Here is a 20,547-nt window from a genome sequence, read left to right on the forward strand (position 1 = left end):
AAGGTATGTACGGTGCCGTCCATTCGGGCCGATAAACCCCGGTTTACATCTTCACGACGTCGAGCACAGTCTTCTTCTTGTCCTTGTACTCGTACAGCGTGATGGTGCCCTCCTTCATGTCGCCCTTCTCGTCGAAGGCGATATTACCGATCAGGCCCTTGTAGTTGGTCTTGGGCATCTCGGCCAGGATGGCCGCCGCATCGGTCGAGTTGGCGCGCTTCATGGCGTCGACGATGACCATCACGGCGTCATAGGTGAACGGCGCGTAGATCTGCACCGGCGACTTGAAGCGCGCTTCGTAGCGCTTCTCGAAGTCGGCGCCCTGCTCCATCTTGGACAGCGCCAGGCCGGCCTCCGAGCAGATGATGTTGGAGACCGCGTCGCCGGCCAGCTCGGCCACCTTGTCGGTACAGACGCCATCGCCGCCGACGATCTTGGCGCCGATGCCCAGTTCCTTCGCTTGCTTGGCGAAGGGACCGCCCGTGGCATCCATGCCGCCGTACATGATCACGTCGGGCTTCTTGCCCTTGATCTTGGTCAGAATGGCCTTGAAGTCCGTGGCCTTGTCATTGGTCGCCTCGCGGGCGACCACGTTGACACCGGCCGCCTTGATGGTCTTCTCGAACTCGTCGGCCAGACCCTTGCCGTAGGCGGTGGCGTCGTCGACGATGGCCACGCTCTTGGCATGCAGGTTCTTGGCCGCGTAGTTGGCCAGCGCCGGCCCCTGCTGGGCATCGGTCGCCACCACACGGAAGGTGGTCTTGAAGCCCTGCTTGGTGTAGTCGGGGTTGGTCGAGGACGGCGAGATCTGCACGATGCCGGCATCGCTGTAGATCTTGGAGGCCGGGATCGACACGCCCGAGTTCAGGTGGCCGACCACGGCCACGACCTTCTCGTCGACCAGCTTCTGCGCGACGGCGGTGCCGGTCTTCGGGTCCGCTGCGTCGTCTTCGCCGACCAGCTCGAGCTTGATCTTCTTGCCGCCGATCTCCAGGCCCTTCGCGTTGACTTCCTCCACGGCCAGGCGGGCGCCGTTTTCGTTGTCCTTGCCCAGGTGTGCGATGCCGCCGGTCAGAGGCGCCGCATGACCGATCTTGACGACCGTCTCGCCGCCGGCCTGCGCGGCTGCCGCCGGTGCCGAGGCGGCCGATTCGGCGGGCTTTTCCTCTTTCTTGCCACAACCTGCGACCAGTGCCACAGCTGCTGCGATCGGCACAATCTTGGCCAACGTGATTTGCATGAGTGATCTCCTAGGATTCACAAGAGCAGGGAACAGCAACGCCTCCCGGACGTTTTCCCTGGACCGCCTTTTGTCTTGTTTCAATTTGAAACGCGCGCATTGTATCCCCTTTCTTCGCGGACGCAATATGCGACGCAACAAGTTGATTCAATAACCCGTTAATTGAGCTAGGGAATTTCCCCAATGCCCAGATTGGGGCAATTCCCGCTCAACCGGCGGGTCCCCGCCTCAAACCTAACAAGATTCGTGCCTACCGCCTCCAAACATGGGTTTTGTAAAGAAAGAAGCACTCAGATTGAGCTTAATTAAATATGTGCTCCATTCCTATATAGCTGAAGCTATTCCTAATGTGCAGAATGTTCCGCCCGCACCATAATAGGGAAAACCCGATAAATGGGGATTACCCTTATTTGTCTTTCCCCACAGACAGGTGGATATAATCCGGCTGCGATCCGGTGCATTCAGCGGCATTTACCAGGCAGCCGCTGCGCACGCCATGCACCATTCCGGCGCAGCGCACTGGAATGGCGAACCGGGGAATCAGGCATCACATGCCGGCCAGCAACGGTAGTCATCGTGGCGGGCGCCAGGCGGAGGGGAAAGGCGAGGAGCGTGGGAAGGGCGTGGGCGGGAACGCGGCAAGGGGCAGGAGGACGCGGAGTCCGACTGACGGCGCCTGCCCCGCCTGCTGTCGATGCACGGGCAGCCGTGCGCTTAAAGCAGGCGGCGGCCGGGCCGGATGCCCGGCCCGGAAGATTCGTGCAGATTCAGGCGAGATCGGCCTGCAGGCCGCGCGGCAGCGGGAACGACATGTTCTCCTCGATGCCTTCCAGCGCGCGCACCTGCCTGGCCCCCAGGGCACGCAGGCGTTCGACGATGGACTGGGCCAGCGCCTCGGGCGCCGACGCGCCCGCGGTCAGGCCGATGCGGCGCTTGCCCGCCACCCATTCGGGCTGCACCTGGTCAGGCGAGTCCACCATGTAGGCTGGCACGCCGAGACGCGCGGCCAGTTCGCGCAGGCGGTTGGAGTTGGAGCTGTTCGGGCTGCCGACGACGATCACCACCTCCACCTGGGGCGCCATGAACTTGACGGCATCCTGGCGGTTCTGCGTGGCATAGCAGATGTCCTGCTTCTTCGGTTCCTTGACCAGCGGGAAACGCTCCTTCAGGGCCGCCACGATCTCCTGGGTCTCGTCGACCGACAGCGTGGTCTGGGTCACGTAGGCGAGGCGGGCCGGGTCGGACACCTGCAGGCGCGCCACGTCCTCGGCGGACTCCACCAGCAGCATGCCGCCTTCGACCTGGCCCATGGTGCCCTCCACCTCCGGGTGGCCCTTGTGCCCGATCATGATGATCTCGCAGCCCTCGGCGCGCATCTTGCCAACCTCGACGTGGACCTTGGTCACCAGCGGACAGGTTGCATCGAACACGGTCAGGCCGCGTGAGGCGGCCTCGTCGCGCACCTGGCGCGAGACGCCGTGCGCGCTGAAGATCACCGTCGAGCCCTCGGGCACTTCCGCCAGGTCGTCGATGAAGATGGCACCCTTCTCGCGCAGTTGTGCCACCACGTAGGCGTTGTGCACGATCTCGTGGCGCACGTAGATGGGGGCGCCGAAGCGCAGCAGCGCGCGCTCGACGATCTCGATGGCGCGGTCGACGCCCGCGCAGAAGCCTCGCGGCTGGGCCAGCAGGATCTCGGCGTCGTTGGCGGTGTTGAGTTCAGACATGCTGCAGTTCTTAGAGGAGAGCCGCCGGCGCAGGGCGCGGATGCCGCGCTCCGGCCGCCGGACGGCGAAGCATCAAAGGATCCCGATCAGCTGGACGTCGAACAGGATGGTCTGCCCCGCCAGCGGATGGTTGAAGTCGAACAGGGCCGAGGTCGGGCCGATCTCCTTGAGCACGCCGGCGTACTTGCCGCCGCCCGGCGCATTGAATTCCACCAGGTCGCCCGGCGCATAGTCTTCCTCGAAGGAACTGTTCTCGCGCAGGGTCGCCAGCGAGACCCGCTGCAGCAGTTCCGGATTGCGCGGACCGAACCCATGCTCCGGCGCCAGCCGGTAGGTGGTGCGGTCGCCCTCGGCCATGCCCAGCAGTGCCTGCTCCAGCGTCGGGGCCATCTGGCCCTGGCCGAGCAGGAGGGTGGCGGGCTTGTCCTCGAACGTACTGACGATCTCCGTACCGTTCTCGAGGGAAATGCTGTAGTGGAGCGTCAGGAAGGAGTCCGCCTGCACGGTCTTGCGACCAGGCGCCTGCTCCCCTGCCGCCTCCGAGGCAAAAGTTTGCACATTCATGGGTGTTCAACCGGTAGTAGGGTAGGAGCAGACCATTGCTGGCCTGCTCCCCCCTAAGAACCGTACGTGCGAGTTTCCCCGCATACGGCTCAAGCCTTTACATCGCTTCTCCTACCGGAGAAGCCGGCTTCACAACATCAATACTTCTAGCATGCACCTGGGCGTGGCAGTTCGGGTGTAACAGAACGCGATTCCCTAAGGCGTCCGAGCCACCGTGCACACGGTACTCGATATGGTGGTCGTGCCACCCCGATTCCTTAGTGATCTTGCACTGACACAACGCGCACAAGCCCCGCTGCGAGACATACAAGCGAATCCACTGCTTTCGGTGCGCCATGCCTTCTAGCATACGCTCCTGACGTAGCGATTCCCCGTACATCTCCTGCGCTGGGTCGAAGGGATGATAGTCCCCTCGAACCTTCTTGTGTCGCCTGATCGGCGTACCCGCGAGCGAGTACAACTCCGACCAACCTTCACTGCCGTCGCCGTTCACGAGCTTGGTCCCAAACATCCAGTTCCGCCTTCCAACCGTTGCGAAGTACTTGCTTCGCACCCAGTCGGCAGACTTCTGAGGATGCCGCCTTTTCGCCCACCGCCATAGAACATTGAATACGACATGTTCCATGCGTGTGAACGCCGTCTTGGCTACCACGGGGCTGTGATACTGCGCCCAACCCCGTAGCATCGGGTTCAGCATCCGGATCAGGTCCGTCTGCTTCACCGTCTTGTTGGCACTGATGACCTCCTTGACCTTGCGATAGAACGCTTGTGCGTTCTTCTTGCTTGGCTTGATGAGCAGCGTTCCCGAGTACTTCCGGAAATTCCACCCTAGGAAGTCAAAGCCCTTGGCAATGTTGACGATCCGCGTTTTCTCCGTCGACAGCGACAGCCCCCTCACTGCTAGGAACTGTTCTACCCACGGCTTCACCTCGTGCTCCAACACCTCCGGCGTCTCGCCGGTGATCACGAAGTCATCCGCATAGCGCACAACATTCACCTTGGCCCTTCTTGTGCCGGCAACCCCTCGCTTCGCTCTAAGGAACTCCGCAAGTTGGGCTTCCAACCCATTCAGTGCCACGTTAGCCAGCGTCGGGGAAATGATGCCTCCCTGCGGCGTTCCGGCTTCGGTCGCCTGAAACTGGCCCTGAAATACCACGCCAGCCTTCAACCACTTCCGAAGGACCACCTTGTCCATGGGGACATTGTGTTCCAGCCAGTCGTGACTGATGTGGTCGAAGCAACCCCGGATGTCCGCTTCCAGAATCCATCGGGCCGAGGCCTTTTTGGACAGGTTGAGGAACAGCTGGGACATGGCATCCGCGGTGGACCGATTGATCCGAAACCCGTAGGAGTTCGGATCGCTCGTCCCTTCGGACACCGGTTCCAGCGCCAGCAGATACAGCGCCTGCATGGCTCGGTCCAACATGGTCGGAATGCCCAGAGGGCGCTCCTTCCCGTTGGCTTTGGGGATGTAGACCCTCCGTAATGGCATGGGCCGATACCCCCGGCGCTTCAACCGCCCGATGGCTTCCCATCGGGCTTCAGGCGAGTCCCACAGTTCGCGATCGACGCCTGCCGTTCGCTTACCTTGGTTCTCCGTCACTCGCTTGACCGCCGATGCCTTGGCGGAAAACGAGCGGGTCAGGGATCGCTGCAAGGCTTTCACCCTGCGCCAATCCCCTTCCTGTGTTGCCTTCGCAATTCGAATCTGCATTGCCCGAACGTTCCGCTCGATGCGGCGCCAGTTGATGGCGCCCCAACGTTGCGGCACGCCGGAGAGCGCAGATTCATCCTTACGGATCAATGCTTCCATGCTGCTCTCCTGTCTTGAGAAGTTCCCCTCGACAGCCAGAGACAACATGCCCCCTGAGGGACACATTGCCCCTCAAGGGAAGAAATTTTCACAAGCGAGTTCAGTCAGTCGTCCTGCGACGAAAGACCAGTTGGAAGTCTGCCCGCTTTCGCGTGGAGGAATGTTTCACCCCCTATCCGAACCATTACAGCCCGGCCTTCGCTTTCTCCAACCTCCCATACCCGCACAGCCAACAGCGTCCCTTACGGTCCGCCTGCCGAAGCCGTACTGCGCTCCGGCAGCCATACGGGCTTACCACGTTCCCTGCACGTTACACGGCTGGGTTAGGGCCTGCCTTTCCGCCGGTGGTCGCATTGGCGACGTACCCCGAGTTGCCAGCGAGGTAACCGACCACACACCGTTTGGTTAGTGCCTGTCAGCAGCTTTGGCACTTCAATAGTCACGGCGTTTATCAGCAGTTCACATATGTTGCCCATGCCAGTCAGCCTAGCTCCTCAACCCCGTTGCTGCTCGGAGTCTCTGCCCCTTCGCCTCGCGGCGAGTGGACACCCTTGCGGGGGCTACGTTGTCAGGAGAGCTTCACACCCCACCGTTACCAGTGACGCATGTCTCCCTAGGCTACTGCTAGTCGCATAGCAGGTTCTCTATCGGGCACCTTCACAGGCGTGTCCGACCGAACCATAACGCACAGAGCTTTACGCTCCGGGACCTCACTTTCTTGCCTCATGTGCTCCTGTACCAGCGAGCGCTTGACGGTGGCGGTCTCTTGCGAGCACGAGCCTCCGTCCCAAAGAACGTAGCGCCGATCCATTGGACCGGTTTCAAAGCTATGTGGCGCATGCGCATCAAACTTCATTGCGCATCCACCCGCTCCCTCCGAAGAGGGGCGTTTACAGGTAACCCGCCCAAAGGCGAGCGTCCCCGCCTTTGGGCGATGGCTGGACATTCGTCCAGCAAAAGCAAGCTGCAAGCGAGACCGATGAACTGGTTCCGTTCGCAACAGATGGACACACCCAGGCTTTGCCGGCCGGGGTAGTCTAAGCAAGTAGATGGTTGGGGTTGTGCGGTTCAGGCCGGAGCCCTTTCCGCGTCCCAACAAGGGTCGATGCTCTTAACGGAAAGCTCCCGGACACGATGATGCGTGTCGCACAACAACCGCTATTGTAAGCGACTGCGAAGCAAGCCGCCCCAAGCCGCCCCAAGTCACCGCCAGCGGGTGGATCCCGGTGAACCCCGCGGGCGCCCGCCCGCCCCTGCCACGGAGACCGAGCGATGCCCATCACCGACTGGCCGGCCGACGAACGGCCGCGCGAGAAGCTGCTGCTGAACGGCGCCGCCAGCCTCTCGGACGCCGAGCTGCTGGCCGTCTTCCTGCGCGTGGGGGTGGCCGGCAAGACCGCAGTGGACCTCGCGCGCGAGTTGCTGCGGGGCTTCGGCTCCCTGTCGCGCCTGTTCGGCGCCGACGCGCAGGCGCTGGCGCGCGTGCGCGGCATGGGCCGCGCCAAGTATGCACAACTGCAGGCGGCACTGGAATTGACGCGGCGCGCCCTGGCGGAGGACCTGCGCCTGGCCACCGACCTCTCCTCCCCGCAAGCCGTGCGCGACTACCTGCGCCTGTCGATCGCCCACCTGCCCTACGAGGTCTTCATGTGCCTGTTCCTCGACGCGCGCAACCGGCTGCTGGCCAGCGAGGAGCTGTTCCGCGGCACGCTGACCCACACCAGCGTCTACCCGCGCGAGGTGGCCCGGCATGCCCTGATGCATAATGCGGCCGCGGTGATCGTCGCCCACAACCATCCGTCCGGCACTGCCACGCCGAGCCGCTCCGACCTGGATATGACGCGCAGCCTGGCGCGGGCGCTGGCACTGGTCGACGTCCAGGTGCTCGACCACTTCATCGTCACCAGCAGCACAGCCTACTCGCTGGCCGAGCACCAGCAGATGTAAAGGGCGGAGACAGGACGAGAGCACGGCAGGCGCCAGTCAATGCCGAGAGAGCGCCTATCGCAGGACAATGCGCCGCGTTCGTCCCACCACCTGCCATGGCCGAAGTCAAGAAGATCTTGATCTTCCACTCGAAATCGGTTTACAATACTCGTTTTGCTGAAGTCCAAACCGCTGCAGTCCGGGCCCGTGCGCCTTCTGTTGATCTGTTGCGACATTGTCCACGAATAGAGATTTAGGAGTGCTTCATGGCACGCGTCTGTCAAGTGACCGGGAAAGCGCCGATGGTCGGCAACAACGTTTCCCACGCGAACAACAAGACCAAGCGCCGCTTTCTGCCCAATCTGCAGAATCGCCGCTTCTTTGTTGAATCGGAAAACCGCTGGGTGAGCCTGCGCGTCTCGAACGCCGGCCTGCGCCTGATCGACAAGAAAGGCATCGACTCCGTGCTCGCCGACCTGCGCGCACGCGGCGAAGTCTAATAGGAGTACACCATGGCCAGCAAAGGCGGACGCGACAAGATCAAACTGGAATCCACCGCGGGTACCGGTCATTTCTACACCACGACGAAGAACAAGCGCACCATGCCGGAAAAGATGGAGATCATGAAGTTCGATCCCGTCGCCCGCAAGCACGTTGCGTACAAGGAAACCAAGATCAAGTAATCGATCCTGGCCTTCCCCGGCATGCCGCCAGGCATGCCCGGCAAGAAGCCCCGCCTATGCGGGGCTTTTTTGCGTCCGCGGCCGGCATGCGGGTGTACACTTTCAGGCTTTCCCCTCCCCTGCGCACACGCATCAGCTTGCGCCCTTCCCGTATCATGAACTTCGATGTCGCCATCGTCGGCAGCGGACTCGCCGGACTCACGGTCGCGCTGCAACTGGCCGAGACCCATCGGGTCGTCATTCTCTGCAAACGCGCCATGACCCAGGGCGCCAGCGACTGGGCCCAGGGCGGCATCGCCGCCGTGCTCGATTCGGGCGACAGCCACGACGAGCATGTCCAGGACACGCTGGTCGCCGGCGCCGGGCTGTGCGATGAGGAGGCGACCCGCTACATCGTCGAGCACGGGCGCGAAACCATCCAGTGGCTGATCGATCGCGGCGTGCCGTTCACGCGCGACGAGCAGGCGGAGCTGGGCTTTCACCTGACGCGCGAAGGCGGCCACAGCCGGCGACGCATCATCCACGCAGCCGACGCGACCGGGCACGCGGTGGTGAGCACGCTGAGCGAGCAGGCGCGCCGGCATCCCAACATCACCATCCTCGAGGACCATTTCGCCATTGACCTGATCACGGCCGGCAAGCTGGGCCTGCCGGGCAAGCGCTGCTATGGCCTCTATGTACTGGACGATGCCAGCGGCCACGTGCGCACCGTCACGGCGACCCACACCGTGCTGGCCACCGGCGGTGCCGGCAAGGTCTACCTCTACACCACCAATCCGGACACCGCCACCGGCGACGGCATCGCCATGGCGTGGCGCGCGGGCTGCCGGGTGGCGAACATGGAATTCATCCAGTTCCACCCGACCTGCCTGTACCACCCCTATGCCAAGTCCTTCCTGATCTCCGAGGCCGTGCGCGGCGAAGGCGGCCTGCTGCGCCTGCCCGATGGCACCCGCTTCATGCCGGCCCACGATGCGCGCGCCGAGCTGGCACCGCGCGACGTGGTCGCACGCGCCATCGACTTCGAGATGAAGAAGCACGGCCTGGACTACGTCCACCTGGACATCAGCCACCAGCCGGAAGCCTTCCTGCGCGAACACTTCCCCACCATCCACGCACGCTGCCTGGAACTGGGCATCGACATCGCGCGCGAGCCGATCCCGGTGGTGCCGGCGGCGCACTATACCTGCGGCGGCGTGGTCACCGATACCGCCGGGCGCACCGACCTCGCCAGCCTCTACGCCGTCGGCGAATCGGCCTGCACCGGGCTGCACGGCGCCAACCGCCTCGCCTCGAATTCCCTGCTGGAGTGCATGGTGATCGGCCGCGCGGCCGCCGCGCATATCGCTGTTCAGGACAAGAGCACGCGCCCGGACGTCGCCCTGCCCGCCTGGGATGAAAGCCGCGTCTCCGACGCGGACGAGGAGGTGGTGGTGTCGCACAACTGGGACGAACTGCGACGCATGATGTGGAACTACGTCGGGATCGTGCGCACCAGCAAGCGGCTCGAACGCGCACAGCACCGCATCGGCCTGCTGCGTGAGGAAATCGGCGAGTACTATGCCAATTTCCGCGTCACGCGCGACCTGCTGGAATTGCGCAACCTGGTCGAGGTCAGCTCGCTGATCGTGGACAGCGCCTACTCGCGTCACGAAAGCCGCGGCTTGCATTTCAGCCGCGACTATCCCGACACCTTGCCCAAGGCGCTGCCGACCGTGATGCAGCCGCCTTCGCGGCAGCGCTAGGAAAACCCCGCACGGCGGCGGGCAACGGGCGCCGCACGGCGCCCGTTACCTACTCGATGATGCGCAGGGAGTAGTCGGTGGCGCGCACGTCCTTGGTCAGCGCGCCGACCGAGATGCGGTCGACACCGGTCTGTGCGAACGCGCGGATGGTCTCGTGATTGACGCCCCCGGAGACTTCCAGCAAGGCGCGGCCGGCATTGATGCGCACGGCGTCGCGCATCATCGGCTCGGTGAAGTTGTCGATCAGGATGGAGCGCGCACCGGCGGCCAGCGCCTCCTCCAGCTCAGCGAGCGTCTCTACTTCGACCTGCACCGACACGCCGCTGCCGAGCTGCTCGGCGGCGCGCAGGGCGGCAGTGATGCCGCCTGCCGCGGCAATGTGGTTTTCCTTGATCAGGATGCCGTCGTACAGCGCCAGGCGCTGGTTCTCTCCACCGCCGACCTTGACCGCGTACTTCTGCGCCAGGCGCAGCCCGGGCAAGGTCTTGCGGGTATCCAGCACGCGCGCATGCGTGCCCGCGACCAGGTCGGCGTAGCGCCGCGTGGCGCTCGCCACGCCGGACAGCAACTGCAGGAAATTCAGCGATGGCCGCTCGGCCGTCAACAGGGAACGCGCCGGCCCGGTAATCTCGCACACCACGGAATCCGCCTCCATCAGCGCGCCCTCCTCCTGCAGCCAGCGCACCTCCAGGGCGGGATCGACCGCGCGCATGCAGGCATCGAACCAGGGCCGGCCGCACAGCACGGCGCGCTCGCGCACGATGACGCGCGCTCGTGCCGGCTTGCCGGCCGGCACCAGCATGCCGGTCAGGTCGCCGCTGCCAACATCCTCGGCGATCGCGGCGCGCACATTGTCCTGCAAGGCCTCGGCCAGCGCTGCTCCGTAGCCGTCGAAAATCGGATTGATGCTGGCGGTGCTCATGCCGGACCCACTCCCTGGAACAGCGCCTGCTCCTTGGCCAGGTCGGCCGACGGGCGCACATTGGTCTTCTGCGCAGCAGCGAAACCGAGCATGCGGTCGATGCAGGTGTAGGCCTGGCGCCCGAGCTGCGCGTCGACATGGATCTCGTTGCGGCCGGTCTCCAGCACCTCGGCCAGGTTGCTCAGCGCATTCATGGCCATCCACGGGCAGTGCGCGCAGCTCTTGCAGGTGGCGCTGTTGCCGGCAGTCGGTGCCTCGATGAAGTGCTTGCCGGGGGCAGCCATGCGCATCTTGTGGAGGATGCCGTTGTCGGTGGCGACGATGAATTCGGTGGCGTCCAGCGACTGCGCGGCCGCGATCAGCTGCGAGGTCGAACCGACCACGTCGGCCTGGGCCACCACGTTCGCCGGCGACTCGGGGTGCACCAGGATCCTGGCCTTGGGAAACTCGCGGCGCAGCAGATCCAGCTCGATGCCCTTGAACTCGTCGTGGACGAGGCAGGAGCCCTGCCACAGCAGCATGTCGGCGCCGGTCTGCTGCTGGATATAGCTGCCCAGGTGCTTGTCCGGCGCCCACAGGATCTTCTCGCCGCGGGCGTGCAGGTGCTCGACGATCTTGAGGCCGATGCTCGACGTCACCATCCAGTCGGCGCGCGCCTTCACCGCGGCACTGGTGTTGGCATAGACCACCACGGTGCGGTCCGGATGGGCATCGCAGAAGGCGCTGAACTCGTCGGCCGGACAACCGAGATCGAGCGAGCAGGTCGCATCCAGGTCCGGCATCAGGATGGTCTTTTCCGGGCTGAGGATCTTGGCGGTCTCGCCCATGAAGCGCACGCCGGCCACCACCAGGGTCTTGGCCGGGTGATCGCGGCCGAAGCGCGCCATCTCCAGCGAGTCGGACACGCAGCCGCCGGTTTCTTCGGCCAGGTCCTGCAGGTCGGCGTCCACATAATAGTGGGCCACCAGCACGGCATCGCGCGCCTTGAGCAAGGCGCGGATCCGCGCCTTGAGTTCGCTGCGCTCGGCGGCGTTCAGCGCCGGCGGCACCTTGGCCCAGGCATGGGCCACGCAACTGCCGCCGGCGGCGCCGTTGGCATCCGCCACGTTCGGCTTCTCGAACTCGACGGTCTTGATCGTCTGTGGGGTCATTTCGTACTACTCCCTCGGCTACTCCCGGTGCTTCCGGCTCTCCTCCCGAAGCGTCTCCTGCGCCCGCCGCCTGCGGCGTGCCCATGCGACCTGTCGGCAGGATGTGAGGGCAGTCTAGCGAAAAGAAAAGCCCCGCCAGGTGGCGGGGCTTTTCTTGAGCCTTTCGGGCGCGGGCCTGATTGTATCAGGCGTAGCGGCGCAGACGCAGGGAAAAGTCCTGCAGGGCCTGGATGCCGCTGGCCTCGGCGCGGTGGCACCAGGCCTGCAGCTGCTGCAGCAGCTGTTCACGCGTCAGGTTGGAGCGACCCCAGATCGCGGCCAGCTCGCGGCGCATTTCCACGAAGGTGTGCAGCGACTTGTTCTGCTGGACGATGTCGGCCAGCTGCTCGCGCTGCGTGGCAGCCAGCTTGCCCTCCTCGCGGTGGAACCACTTGCGAGCCGGCTTGAAGTCGCGGTAGGCAGGCAGGCTGCCGGCCTTCAGCTTCTGCAGCTCGTCCTTGTAGGCCGCCTTGACGGCCTTGGCGTAGCGGGCCATCACGTCGTAGCGGTTGGCGATGATCGCCTCCAGCGTGTTGTGGTCGACCGGACGGGCCTCGACCAGGCGTGCCTTGGGCGGCGTCTTCTTCACCTTGGCCAGACCCACTGCCTGCATGGCGCGGATATAGCCCCAGCCGATGTCGAACTCGTACCATTTGATCGAGAACTTGGCCGAAGTCGGGTAGGTGTGGTGGTTGTTGTGCAGCTCCTCACCGCCGATGATGATGCCCCAGGGCGACACGTTGGTCGACGCGTCCTCGCAATCATAGTTGCGGTATCCCCAGAAGTGGCCCAGGCCGTTGATGATGCCGGCCGCGTGGATCGGGATCCACAGCATCTGCACGGCCCAGACGGTCAGGCCGATGACGCCGAACAGCGCCACGTCGATGATCAGCATCAGGCCCACGCCCTGCCAGCCGAAGCGCGAGTAGACATTGCGCTCGATCCAGTCGTCAGGGGTGCCATGGCCGAACTTGGTGATGGTCTCCTTGTTCTTCGCCTCGGCGCGATACAGTTCGGCACCTTCCAGCAGCACCTTGCGGATGCCGCGGGTCTGCGGGCTGTGCGGATCGTCCTCGGTCTCGCACTTGGCGTGGTGCTTGCGGTGGATCGCAGTCCACTCCTTGGTCACCATACCGGTGGTCAGCCAGAGCCAGAAACGGAAGAAATGCTGAGCGACCGGGTGCAGGTCCAGCGAGCGGTGGGCCATGCAGCGGTGCAGGAAGATGGTGACGCCGCAGATGGTGATGTGGGTCACCACCAGCGTGTAGATCACGATCTCCCACCAGGACCAGTTGGCAAGGCCGTTGGCGGCCCAGTCAAGAATAGAGTCGAACAAACCGTTCTCCATCGATTAAACAGGGTACAGCCATGCGACGCGGTGACGCAGCGCATGCGCGAAGCAGAAAAAGGACTGCAAATACGGTGATTGCGCTATATATCCGGCAGCGTCAGCCACGGGTCCGGCCTGACACGGCGGAGTCCCCTGCTGCGCCGCCCGGCGCCGCTCCCGGCAAGGAACCGGGGCTGGCGAGACGGGGCACGAGCCGCTGCAATCCGGCGGCTGTCTCATGTGGGGGTCGGGATGCCTGGGCAAACCACGACGACCGGCTATTTTACCGGATCGCGCGGTGCCGGACATCCGCTTTTTCCCGAGTTTGACGAAGCGCAACGGATTTCGTTCTATAAGCGCCTCTTATATCACATCAATTCATTACCATCTGCCCGATGCGGCACCTGCGCTGGCACGGCCGGGTCGGTCGCCAGGCCCGGCGCCTGCGCGCCGAGCACGCGCAGCTCGCGCTGCGGATAAGGAATGGAGATCCCGTGTTCGCGCAGCGTGCGCCAGATGGCGCGGTTCATCGCCGACTGCACACCGAGCTTGCCGTTCTGCGGGTCGGCGATGTAGCCGGCCACCTCGTACTCGATGCCGCTGTCGGCAAACTGCACCAGGAAGGCGCTCGGCGCGGGGGTTTCGAGCAGGCGCGGAATGCCCCGCACGCAGTCGGCCAGCAGTGCCAGCACGGTCTCGGGATCGCTGTCGTAGTCGGCCTGCACGCGCGTGGCCACGCGCACATTGGTATTAGAGAAGGAGTGGTTCTGCACCGCCTGCGCCACCAGCTGCTCGTTCGGCACCAGGGTCTCGCCATCGCCGTTGCGGACCACCGTGTAGCGGGTGCGGATCTGCGACACGATGCCGGTGTACTTGTCGACCGTGATCTGGTCGCCCAGCTTGACCGAATGGTCCAGCAGGATGATGAAGCCCGAGATGTAGTTGCTGGCGATCTTCTGCAGGCCCAGGCCCAGCCCCACGCCCAGCGCGCCGCCGAACACCGACAGCACGGTCAGGTCGATACCGACCAGCGACAGGCTCAGCAGCAGGGAAACCAGCAGCAGCAGGGCCTTGGAAATGCGGCTGAGCACCATCTTCAGGTTGCTGTCCAATCCGCGCGAGCGCATCAGCCGTTCTTCCAGCCAGGAGCCGAACCACATCGCGATCAGCACCGTCAGCAGGATCCAGACCACCGCCATCAGGGTGTCGGCGAGGTTGACCTGCTGCTTGCCGCCCACCGAGAAACGCACCGTCTCCATCCAGCCGACCACATCCCACAGCACGCCCAGCACGTAGAGCAGCATGGACGCCCACACCAGCGTAGTCAGCACCTTCTCGACCAGCATCAGCAGCCCGTGCAGCTGTCCCTCCCCGGACAGCACCCGGCGCAGGATATAGAAGGCGATATAGAGGAAGGTGATGCCGAACAGCGGCACCAGCGCGAGCCGCAGCACGCTGACCGACATCAACTGGGCCAGGCTGAAGCGCGCTGCCAGAACCAGCAGCCAGCCGCACAAGGGGAAGATGGCGCGTTCGAGGCTGGCGGCGGCGAAGCGCAGCGCAAAGCTGGACTCCTGGTAGTGCCGCTCCAGGCGGCGCACCACAAGGCGCGCCAGCATCCAGGCGACGCCCAGGCAGGCGGCGAGTACCGCCAGTTGCCAGATGAAGCCCGGGCCGCCCGCATCGCGGATCAGGTCGTCCAGCATCTTGCCGAACATCGAATGCGTGGCCTTCAGGTCGGTCACCTTCAGGTCGGTCAGGGTATTGCTGTTCATGGAGGAGTCCTTGCGGACGTAAGCCGGGACAGGGATCAGGATCAGCGCGCGCCGCCGTCCACCGATGCTCCGTAGGGCAGCGCCTCGTCGGCGTGCCGCTGCCAGTTGCGCGCGTACAGGCGCGCGAGTTCGGCATGGCCGCGCAGCACAAGCACGTTCTCGGCGTTCTTGCGCTGGGCGCCCTGCGTGAAATTGAAACTGCCCGTGACCAGCACGGGCTCGTCGCCGTCGGCGTCGATCACCACGACCTTGTTGTGCGCGTTGGCGAAACGCACCTCCAGCCGCACCGGGATGCCGGCGCGCGCCAGCTCCGGCACGCGGCTGCCGCCCTGGCGCATCATCTGCTCACGGTCGGCCAGCACGCGGACATCGACGCCGCGCCCGTGCGCCGCCACCAGGGCACGCACGATGGCGCGGTTGGACAGCAGGTAGGCCTGCACCAGCACCTGCCGGCGGGCCTCGCCGATGGCAGCGGCGATCAGGCCTTCGACATCGTCGCCCGGCGTGAAAGCCGCCTGCACGGTGCCTCGCGCCGGCAACTCCGGCGGCGCGGCCACGGCCGGCAGGGCGGCAGCCGCCAGCAGCAGCCAGCCCGCGCCCAGCAGTGCCGGCAGGCCCGCCGCACGGATGCGCTTTCTCTGACGCAATGGACTAGCGCAGGCGCTCGAGCACCGCGGCAAAGAAGCCGTCGGTCTGATGCAGCTGCGGGTACAGGGCGAACATCTCCCCGTCGGCCGCGGACGGGGCCAGCGCGATCTTCTGCTCGGCCAGCACCTCGGCGGCCGGCACCAGGCGGAAGTCCGGATGGGCGGCCAGGAAGTCGCGCACGATGGCCTCGTTTTCCGCCTCGAGCACGCTGCAGGTGGCGTAGACGACACGGCCGCCGGCCTTCACCAGGCGTGCGGCGGAGTCCAGGATGGCGCTCTGCTTGGCGCTCAGTTCCAGGACCGACTGCGGCGTCTGGCGCCACTTCAGGTCGGGATTGCGACGCAGGGTACCCAGGCCGCTGCAGGGCGCATCGACCAGCACGCGGTCGATCTTGCCGGCCAGGCGCTTGATCTTGGCATCGTGCTCCGAGTCGATCAGCACCGGGTGCACGTTGGACAGGCCGCTGCGCGCCAGGCGCGGCTTCAGGTTGGCCAGGCGCTTCTCCGACACGTCGAAGGCGTAGAGCCGGCCGGTGGAACGCATCGCGGCGCCCAGGGCCAGCGTCTTGCCACCGGCGCCGGCGCAGAAGTCCACCACCATCTCGCCGCGGCGCGGCGCCAGCAGCTGGCACAGCAACTGGCTGCCCTCATCCTGCACTTCGACCAGGCCGTTGACGAACAGCGGCAGCTTGTTCAGCGCCGGCTTGCCCGACAGGCGGATGCCGGCCGGCGCCATCGGCGTCGGCTCGGCGCGCAGACCGGCCGCGGCCAGTTCAGCCAGGGCGTCTTCACGCGAGCCCTTGAGCGTGTTGACGCGCAGGTCCAGCGGCGCCGGGCGCAGCCAGGCATCGGCCAGGGCAGCCGTAAAGGCCTCGCCATGGTGCTTGACCAGTTCGTCGAACAGCCATTCCGGCAGGTTGGCGCGCACGCGCGGCGCCAGGCTGGCACGCTCGATGGTGGTGAGGCGGTCGAGCCATTCGGCCTCCTCGGGCGACAGCAGGGACGTCAGGGCGTCACGGCCCTGGGTCGCCGCCAGGCCAAGCAGGGCCAGCCGGCGTGCCGCGGCGCCCGAGCCGCTCTCGGCGAACTGGGCGAACTCGACGCGGCGGCGCAGGACGGCGAACACCGCCTCGGCGATGATGCCGCGCTCGCGGTGCCCCAGCTTGGGGTTCTCGCGGAAATAGTGGCTGACCACGGCATCGGCCGGACGCGCGAACAGCATGACCTTGCCCAGCAGGCGGTCGATGTGCTGGACGTGCGAGGGATGCAGGCCGTGGCCCGCGCGCGTTTCGCCGGCGCCGGCGCCGGCTTCGCGCGGGCGGGCGGGCTGGCGCAGCGGCGAGGCCTTGCGCCCCTTGCCGCGCGAGGGTTGGCGCTCGTCGCGGCCGTCGCGGCTGCGGCGCGCGCCGCCGTTATGGTTGTTGTCCTGGCGGTTCATTGCAGCACCTCCGCGGCTTGCAGTCGGACCAGCAGTTGCGACTCGGGCGGCTCCACCTCCACCCTCCCGTCCTCGACGCGCAGGCGGTCCTGCACGAACCAGCGCACGGCGCGCGGATAGATCCGATGCTCGCAGTCGAGCAGGCGCGCGGCCAGCGACTCGGGCGTGTCGCCCGGCAGTACATCGATGGCCGCCTGCACGACGATGGGACCGTGATCGAGGCGGGGCGTGACGAAATGCACTGAAGCACCGTGCAGCTTGACGCCGGCCTCCAGCGCCTGGCGGTGGGTATGCAGGCCCGGGAAGCTGGGCAGCAGCGAGGGATGGATATTCAGCATGCGGCCGGCGTAGTGCTCCACGAAAGAGGGGGTCAGGATGCGCATGAAGCCGGCCAGCACCACCAGGTCGGGGGCATGGGTGTCGATGACGGCGGCCAGGGCCGTATCGAAGGCTTCACGATCGGAATATTGGCGGTGGTCGACCACCGCGGTGGCGATGCCCTGGGAAGCAGCGAAGGCCAGGCCCGCCGCGTCCGGCCGGCTGGCGATCACGGCCGCCACGCGGGCCGGCCAGCCCTCGCTGGCACAGGCACGGACGATGGCTTCCATATTGGAACCTCGCCCGGAAATCAGAATGACGATGTTTTTCATCGCGCAATTCTACCAAGGCGGCGCCCCATTCCCGCCGCAAATCGCGCGCAAAACCCGCCCGATTACGGCTCAGTAGGCACTTAAAACACCGGAAACCCGCGCCGCAGGCCGGCTTTAGCACAGTGGACACAGTCCGGCTACCCCCGATTGATGGATTGTGACGCCTCGCCCCCTCTGCTAGGATGGCCCTACGTCCACGCGTCAGTTTTGTCTTAGAAATGGGACATTATTGGTAACAAAAAAGGACGAGACGGGAAATTAGACGGGAATAAGCATGTCGAACGCAGCACCGACGTTGTTGGTGGTCGATGATCATCCTATGGCCCTCTCCGGGACTACCGCCTTCCTGGCGGAAGTCATGCCCGATGTCGCCGTCCACGCGGCCGGCAGCGCGCGGGAGGCTCTCAACAGCCTGCATGAAGGCCTGCGGCCGGATATCGTCCTGCTGGACATCTGGCTGAACGACGGCACCGGCTTCGATGCCATGCAGTCGTTCAAGACGGTCATTCCAGGCGCGCGCTTCATTTTCATGTCGGCCGAGGCCACGCCCGAGATCGTCGGGCGCGCCCGCGCCCTGTCGGCGTGCGGCTTCGTCGGCAAGCACCTGGACGCCAATGCCTTCACGGCCGCGGTGCGCAAGGTGCTCGCCGGTGACACCGCCTTTCCGACCGATGAAGCCCTGAACGGTCGCGCCCAGTCCTTCGGGCCGGCGCACGGCATCCCGGTTACCCCGGCCGAGCTCGGCCTGACGCCGCGCCAGGGCGCGGTGCTGGCACTGGTGCTGGAGGGGTTGCCGAACAAGGTGATCGCGCGGCGCCTGGGCCTGACCGAGAACACGGTCAAGGAGCACGTCTCCGCCATCCTGCAGCGCCTCGGCGTGCGTACCCGCATGCAGGTCATGTCGCGCATGGAGCGCTTCCGCCTGCGCCAGTGAGCGCCTGCGCCCCTCCCGGAGGGAGGCGGCGCGCTCCGGACCGTCCCGGACCGATCAGGCCGGACGCAGCCAGCGCCTGAGCAACAGGCGCAGCGAAGCCGGGTCGACCGGCTTGGACAGCACGAAATAGCCCGCCTCTTCGGCCGCCGCCAGCGCGTCGGACTTCAGGTCGCCGGTCAGCAGGGCGCTGCGCGCCTGCGGTTGGGAATTCTGCCAGCGCTCGAGCAGGTCGAGGCCGTTCTCGCTGCCCGGCAGGCGCAGGTCGCAAAAGATGATGTCGGGCCGCAGCCCCTGGGCCAGCAGGCGATCGGCATCGGCACCGTGTGCCGCGCAGGCGACACGGATCCCCCAGGCTTCCATCAGCGCGATCCACGCCGTGCGGATCTGGCTGTCGTCGTCGACCACCAGCACGGTGCCGTGCAGGGTCTCGATCCGGGCATCCTCGGCACGGGCGGCGTCGCGCCCGGCACGGATGGTCGCCACGGTGTCGGCCGGCACCGGCGCCAGCGCGAACCAGAACACCGATCCGCGCCCCGGCACCGAGCGCACGCCATAGGTACCGCGCATCAGGCGCACGCATTCCTTGAAGATGGCCAGCCCCAGCCCCAGGCCCTGGGACGGGTCGCGCTGCGGATTGTGGACCTGATAGTAGGGCGAGAAGATGTCGGGCAGGTGCTCGGGCGTGATGCCGGCACCGGTGTCCCACACCTCCACCCGCACGTGCTTGCGCCGCTGCCGCGCGGTCACCAGCACGCCGCCGCGCTTGGTATAGCGCAGCGCGTTCTGCACCAGGTTGAACAGCGCGCGGCGCAGCAGCACCGGCTCCGCCATCGCATACAGTTCGTCGGGGACGCGCGAGGTCAGGGACAGGCCACTCTCGCGCGCGTCGGCGGCGAACTGGTTGATCACGTCGCGGATCAGGCTGCCGACCTCGCAGGGTTCGAGCGTCGGCAGCACCTTGCGTCCCTCCAGCTTCGACAGGTCGAGCAGGGAGCGGAACAGCAGATCGATGGTCTGGGTGCCCGCTGCCACCTGCTCCACCAGCGGATGCAGCGACGACGACTGGTTGCGTGCGCGCAGCGCCTCGACCAGCATCACCAGCGCATGCACGGGCTGGCGCAGGTCATGGCTGGCGGCGGCCAGGAAACGCGACTTCTCCTCGCTGGCATGCAGCGCCCGCTCCTTTTCTTCCTGGAAGCGCTTGGCCAGGCGCCGGCTGTCGCTCTCGAGCTGGATCGCACGAACCAGCGCATGGTGCAGATTGAGTGCGTGGCGCGCCAGCATCAGCATATAGACCAGCAGCAGCATCTGCACGTAGACGCCGTGGCCGGGAAAGGCCAGTTCCGCCAGCAGCACGTTCGGCACCAGGATCGGCACGCCCGCATAGATCAGGTTGCTGGGCACCGGCGACTGGGCCGTCACGCTGCCGGCCAGCACGCCCAGGGTCAGCAGGTAGAGCACGCTCGAGAAGACGGTCGAGCTGGTATAGAAGTGCAGCAGGGCTGAGCTGCCCCAGGCCAGCCCGGTCAGGAAGGCCAGCACCCGCATATGCGTCCACCATTTGCGCGTGTGCGCCGAGCGGCTCATGGAAGTGGCGTCGCGCCGGTAGCCAAGGTAGAACCAGGCTGCTCCCAGCGACAGGACCAGCATCACCGCGCACCAGGCCAGCAGCGCGCCCTGCACGGCGGCGCGCCAGAAGGCGAAAGTCGTCAGCAGCGGCAGCAGCACGGAGGCCACGATGCCGGTCGGCGTGACGCGATGGACGGTGGCAAGCAGCTTCGCGCGGGTCTCGACGTCGAGCGGAGGGCCTGGCGGCGGCAGGAATCGGTTGAGCAGCGCGTTCAAGAGGAGGCGTGAGCAACAATGCGATCGGCCATATCATGCCCACTTTTGTCGCGGGGCGCCACGCCGGAAGGGCTTGTCCGGCACAAAAATCCCGATTCCGGGGCGCCAGGTCTGGGCA

Annotated in this window: 17 protein-coding genes; 5 read left to right on the plus strand and 12 right to left on the minus strand. The window is 65.7% G+C overall.

Annotation, left to right across the window (positions count from 1 at the left end; genetic code table 11):
* Positions 1-43 precede the first annotated feature (43 nt).
* The 4 genes from BKK81_RS16555 to ltrA form a co-directional block, all read right to left on the minus strand.
* Positions 44-1,240: a branched-chain amino acid ABC transporter substrate-binding protein gene (locus BKK81_RS16555; RefSeq protein WP_071015149.1), complete on the minus strand. Its 1,197-nt coding sequence runs from the start codon at positions 1,238-1,240 to the stop codon at positions 44-46.
* 767 nt (positions 1,241-2,007) lie between these two features.
* A complete protein-coding gene (ispH, locus tag BKK81_RS16560; RefSeq protein WP_071015152.1) occupies positions 2,008-2,967 on the minus strand; it encodes a 4-hydroxy-3-methylbut-2-enyl diphosphate reductase in 960 nt (319 codons plus the stop codon).
* 72 nt (positions 2,968-3,039) lie between these two features.
* Entirely contained in the window at positions 3,040-3,531 is a 492-nt protein-coding gene (locus tag BKK81_RS16565) for an FKBP-type peptidyl-prolyl cis-trans isomerase (protein ID WP_071015154.1), read from the minus strand.
* Between the two features lie 97 nt (positions 3,532-3,628).
* Positions 3,629-5,344 carry a group II intron reverse transcriptase/maturase gene (gene ltrA / locus BKK81_RS16570; protein ID WP_071015158.1) on the minus strand — a complete coding sequence of 572 codons (1,716 nt, stop codon included), beginning with the start codon at positions 5,342-5,344 and terminating at the stop codon, positions 3,629-3,631.
* A gap of 1,272 nt (positions 5,345-6,616) precedes the next feature.
* On the opposite strand from ltrA, the gene radC reads away from it, so the two are divergent.
* From radC to nadB, 4 genes are all read left to right on the plus strand, one after another.
* The gene (radC, locus tag BKK81_RS16575) at positions 6,617-7,291 is read left to right on the plus strand and encodes a RadC family protein (RefSeq protein WP_071015160.1); all 675 of its coding nucleotides are present in this window, start codon (positions 6,617-6,619) and stop codon (positions 7,289-7,291) included.
* Between the two features lie 245 nt (positions 7,292-7,536).
* A complete protein-coding gene (rpmB, locus tag BKK81_RS16580; protein ID WP_006575661.1) occupies positions 7,537-7,770 on the plus strand; it encodes a 50S ribosomal protein L28 in 234 nt (77 codons plus the stop codon).
* A 12-nt stretch (positions 7,771-7,782) separates the two neighbouring features.
* The gene (rpmG, locus tag BKK81_RS16585; protein ID WP_010814980.1) at positions 7,783-7,953 is read left to right on the plus strand and encodes a 50S ribosomal protein L33; all 171 of its coding nucleotides are present in this window, start codon (positions 7,783-7,785) and stop codon (positions 7,951-7,953) included.
* 155 nt (positions 7,954-8,108) lie between these two features.
* Complete coding sequence (nadB, locus tag BKK81_RS16590; protein WP_071015163.1) at positions 8,109-9,698, plus strand: L-aspartate oxidase; 1,590 nt, start codon at positions 8,109-8,111, stop codon at positions 9,696-9,698.
* Between the two features lie 49 nt (positions 9,699-9,747).
* On the opposite strand, the gene nadC is transcribed toward nadB, so the two are convergent.
* The 7 genes from nadC to purN form a co-directional block, all read right to left on the minus strand.
* A complete protein-coding gene (gene nadC, locus BKK81_RS16595) occupies positions 9,748-10,620 on the minus strand; it encodes a carboxylating nicotinate-nucleotide diphosphorylase (protein ID WP_071015164.1) in 873 nt (290 codons plus the stop codon).
* Positions 10,617-11,771 (minus strand): quinolinate synthase NadA, encoded by a 1,155-nt coding sequence (gene nadA / locus BKK81_RS16600; RefSeq protein ID WP_071015167.1) that lies wholly within the window; start codon positions 11,769-11,771, stop codon positions 10,617-10,619. The genes nadC and nadA overlap by 4 nt, the downstream gene beginning before the upstream one ends.
* A gap of 184 nt (positions 11,772-11,955) precedes the next feature.
* Entirely contained in the window at positions 11,956-13,146 is a 1,191-nt protein-coding gene (locus tag BKK81_RS16605) for a DesA family fatty acid desaturase (protein ID WP_071015170.1), read from the minus strand.
* Positions 13,147-13,508: 362 nt separating this feature from the next.
* A complete protein-coding gene (locus BKK81_RS16610) occupies positions 13,509-14,915 on the minus strand; it encodes a mechanosensitive ion channel family protein (RefSeq protein ID WP_071015171.1) in 1,407 nt (468 codons plus the stop codon).
* 41 nt (positions 14,916-14,956) lie between these two features.
* A complete protein-coding gene (locus BKK81_RS16615) occupies positions 14,957-15,544 on the minus strand; it encodes a phospholipase D family nuclease (protein WP_071016563.1) in 588 nt (195 codons plus the stop codon).
* A 22-nt stretch (positions 15,545-15,566) separates the two neighbouring features.
* The gene (locus BKK81_RS16620; RefSeq protein WP_071015173.1) at positions 15,567-17,000 is read right to left on the minus strand and encodes an RsmB/NOP family class I SAM-dependent RNA methyltransferase; all 1,434 of its coding nucleotides are present in this window, start codon (positions 16,998-17,000) and stop codon (positions 15,567-15,569) included.
* Positions 16,997-17,650 carry a phosphoribosylglycinamide formyltransferase gene (gene purN / locus BKK81_RS16625; protein WP_071015176.1) on the minus strand — a complete coding sequence of 218 codons (654 nt, stop codon included), beginning with the start codon at positions 17,648-17,650 and terminating at the stop codon, positions 16,997-16,999. Before purN ends, BKK81_RS16620 begins: the two co-directional genes overlap by 4 nt.
* A 274-nt stretch (positions 17,651-17,924) precedes the next feature.
* Between purN and BKK81_RS16630 the strand changes: the two genes are divergently transcribed.
* Complete coding sequence (locus BKK81_RS16630; protein WP_071015178.1) at positions 17,925-18,584, plus strand: response regulator; 660 nt, start codon at positions 17,925-17,927, stop codon at positions 18,582-18,584.
* Between the two features lie 54 nt (positions 18,585-18,638).
* Here BKK81_RS16630 and BKK81_RS16635 read toward each other — a convergent pair whose 3' ends face one another.
* On the minus strand, positions 18,639-20,429 hold the full coding sequence (locus BKK81_RS16635) for a hybrid sensor histidine kinase/response regulator (RefSeq protein WP_071015180.1): 1,791 nt from the start codon (positions 20,427-20,429) through the stop codon (positions 18,639-18,641).
* Positions 20,430-20,547: the final 118 nt, after the last annotated feature.

The organism is Cupriavidus sp. USMAHM13, from assembly GCF_001854285.1.
Taxonomy (GTDB): domain Bacteria; phylum Pseudomonadota; class Gammaproteobacteria; order Burkholderiales; family Burkholderiaceae; genus Cupriavidus; species Cupriavidus malaysiensis.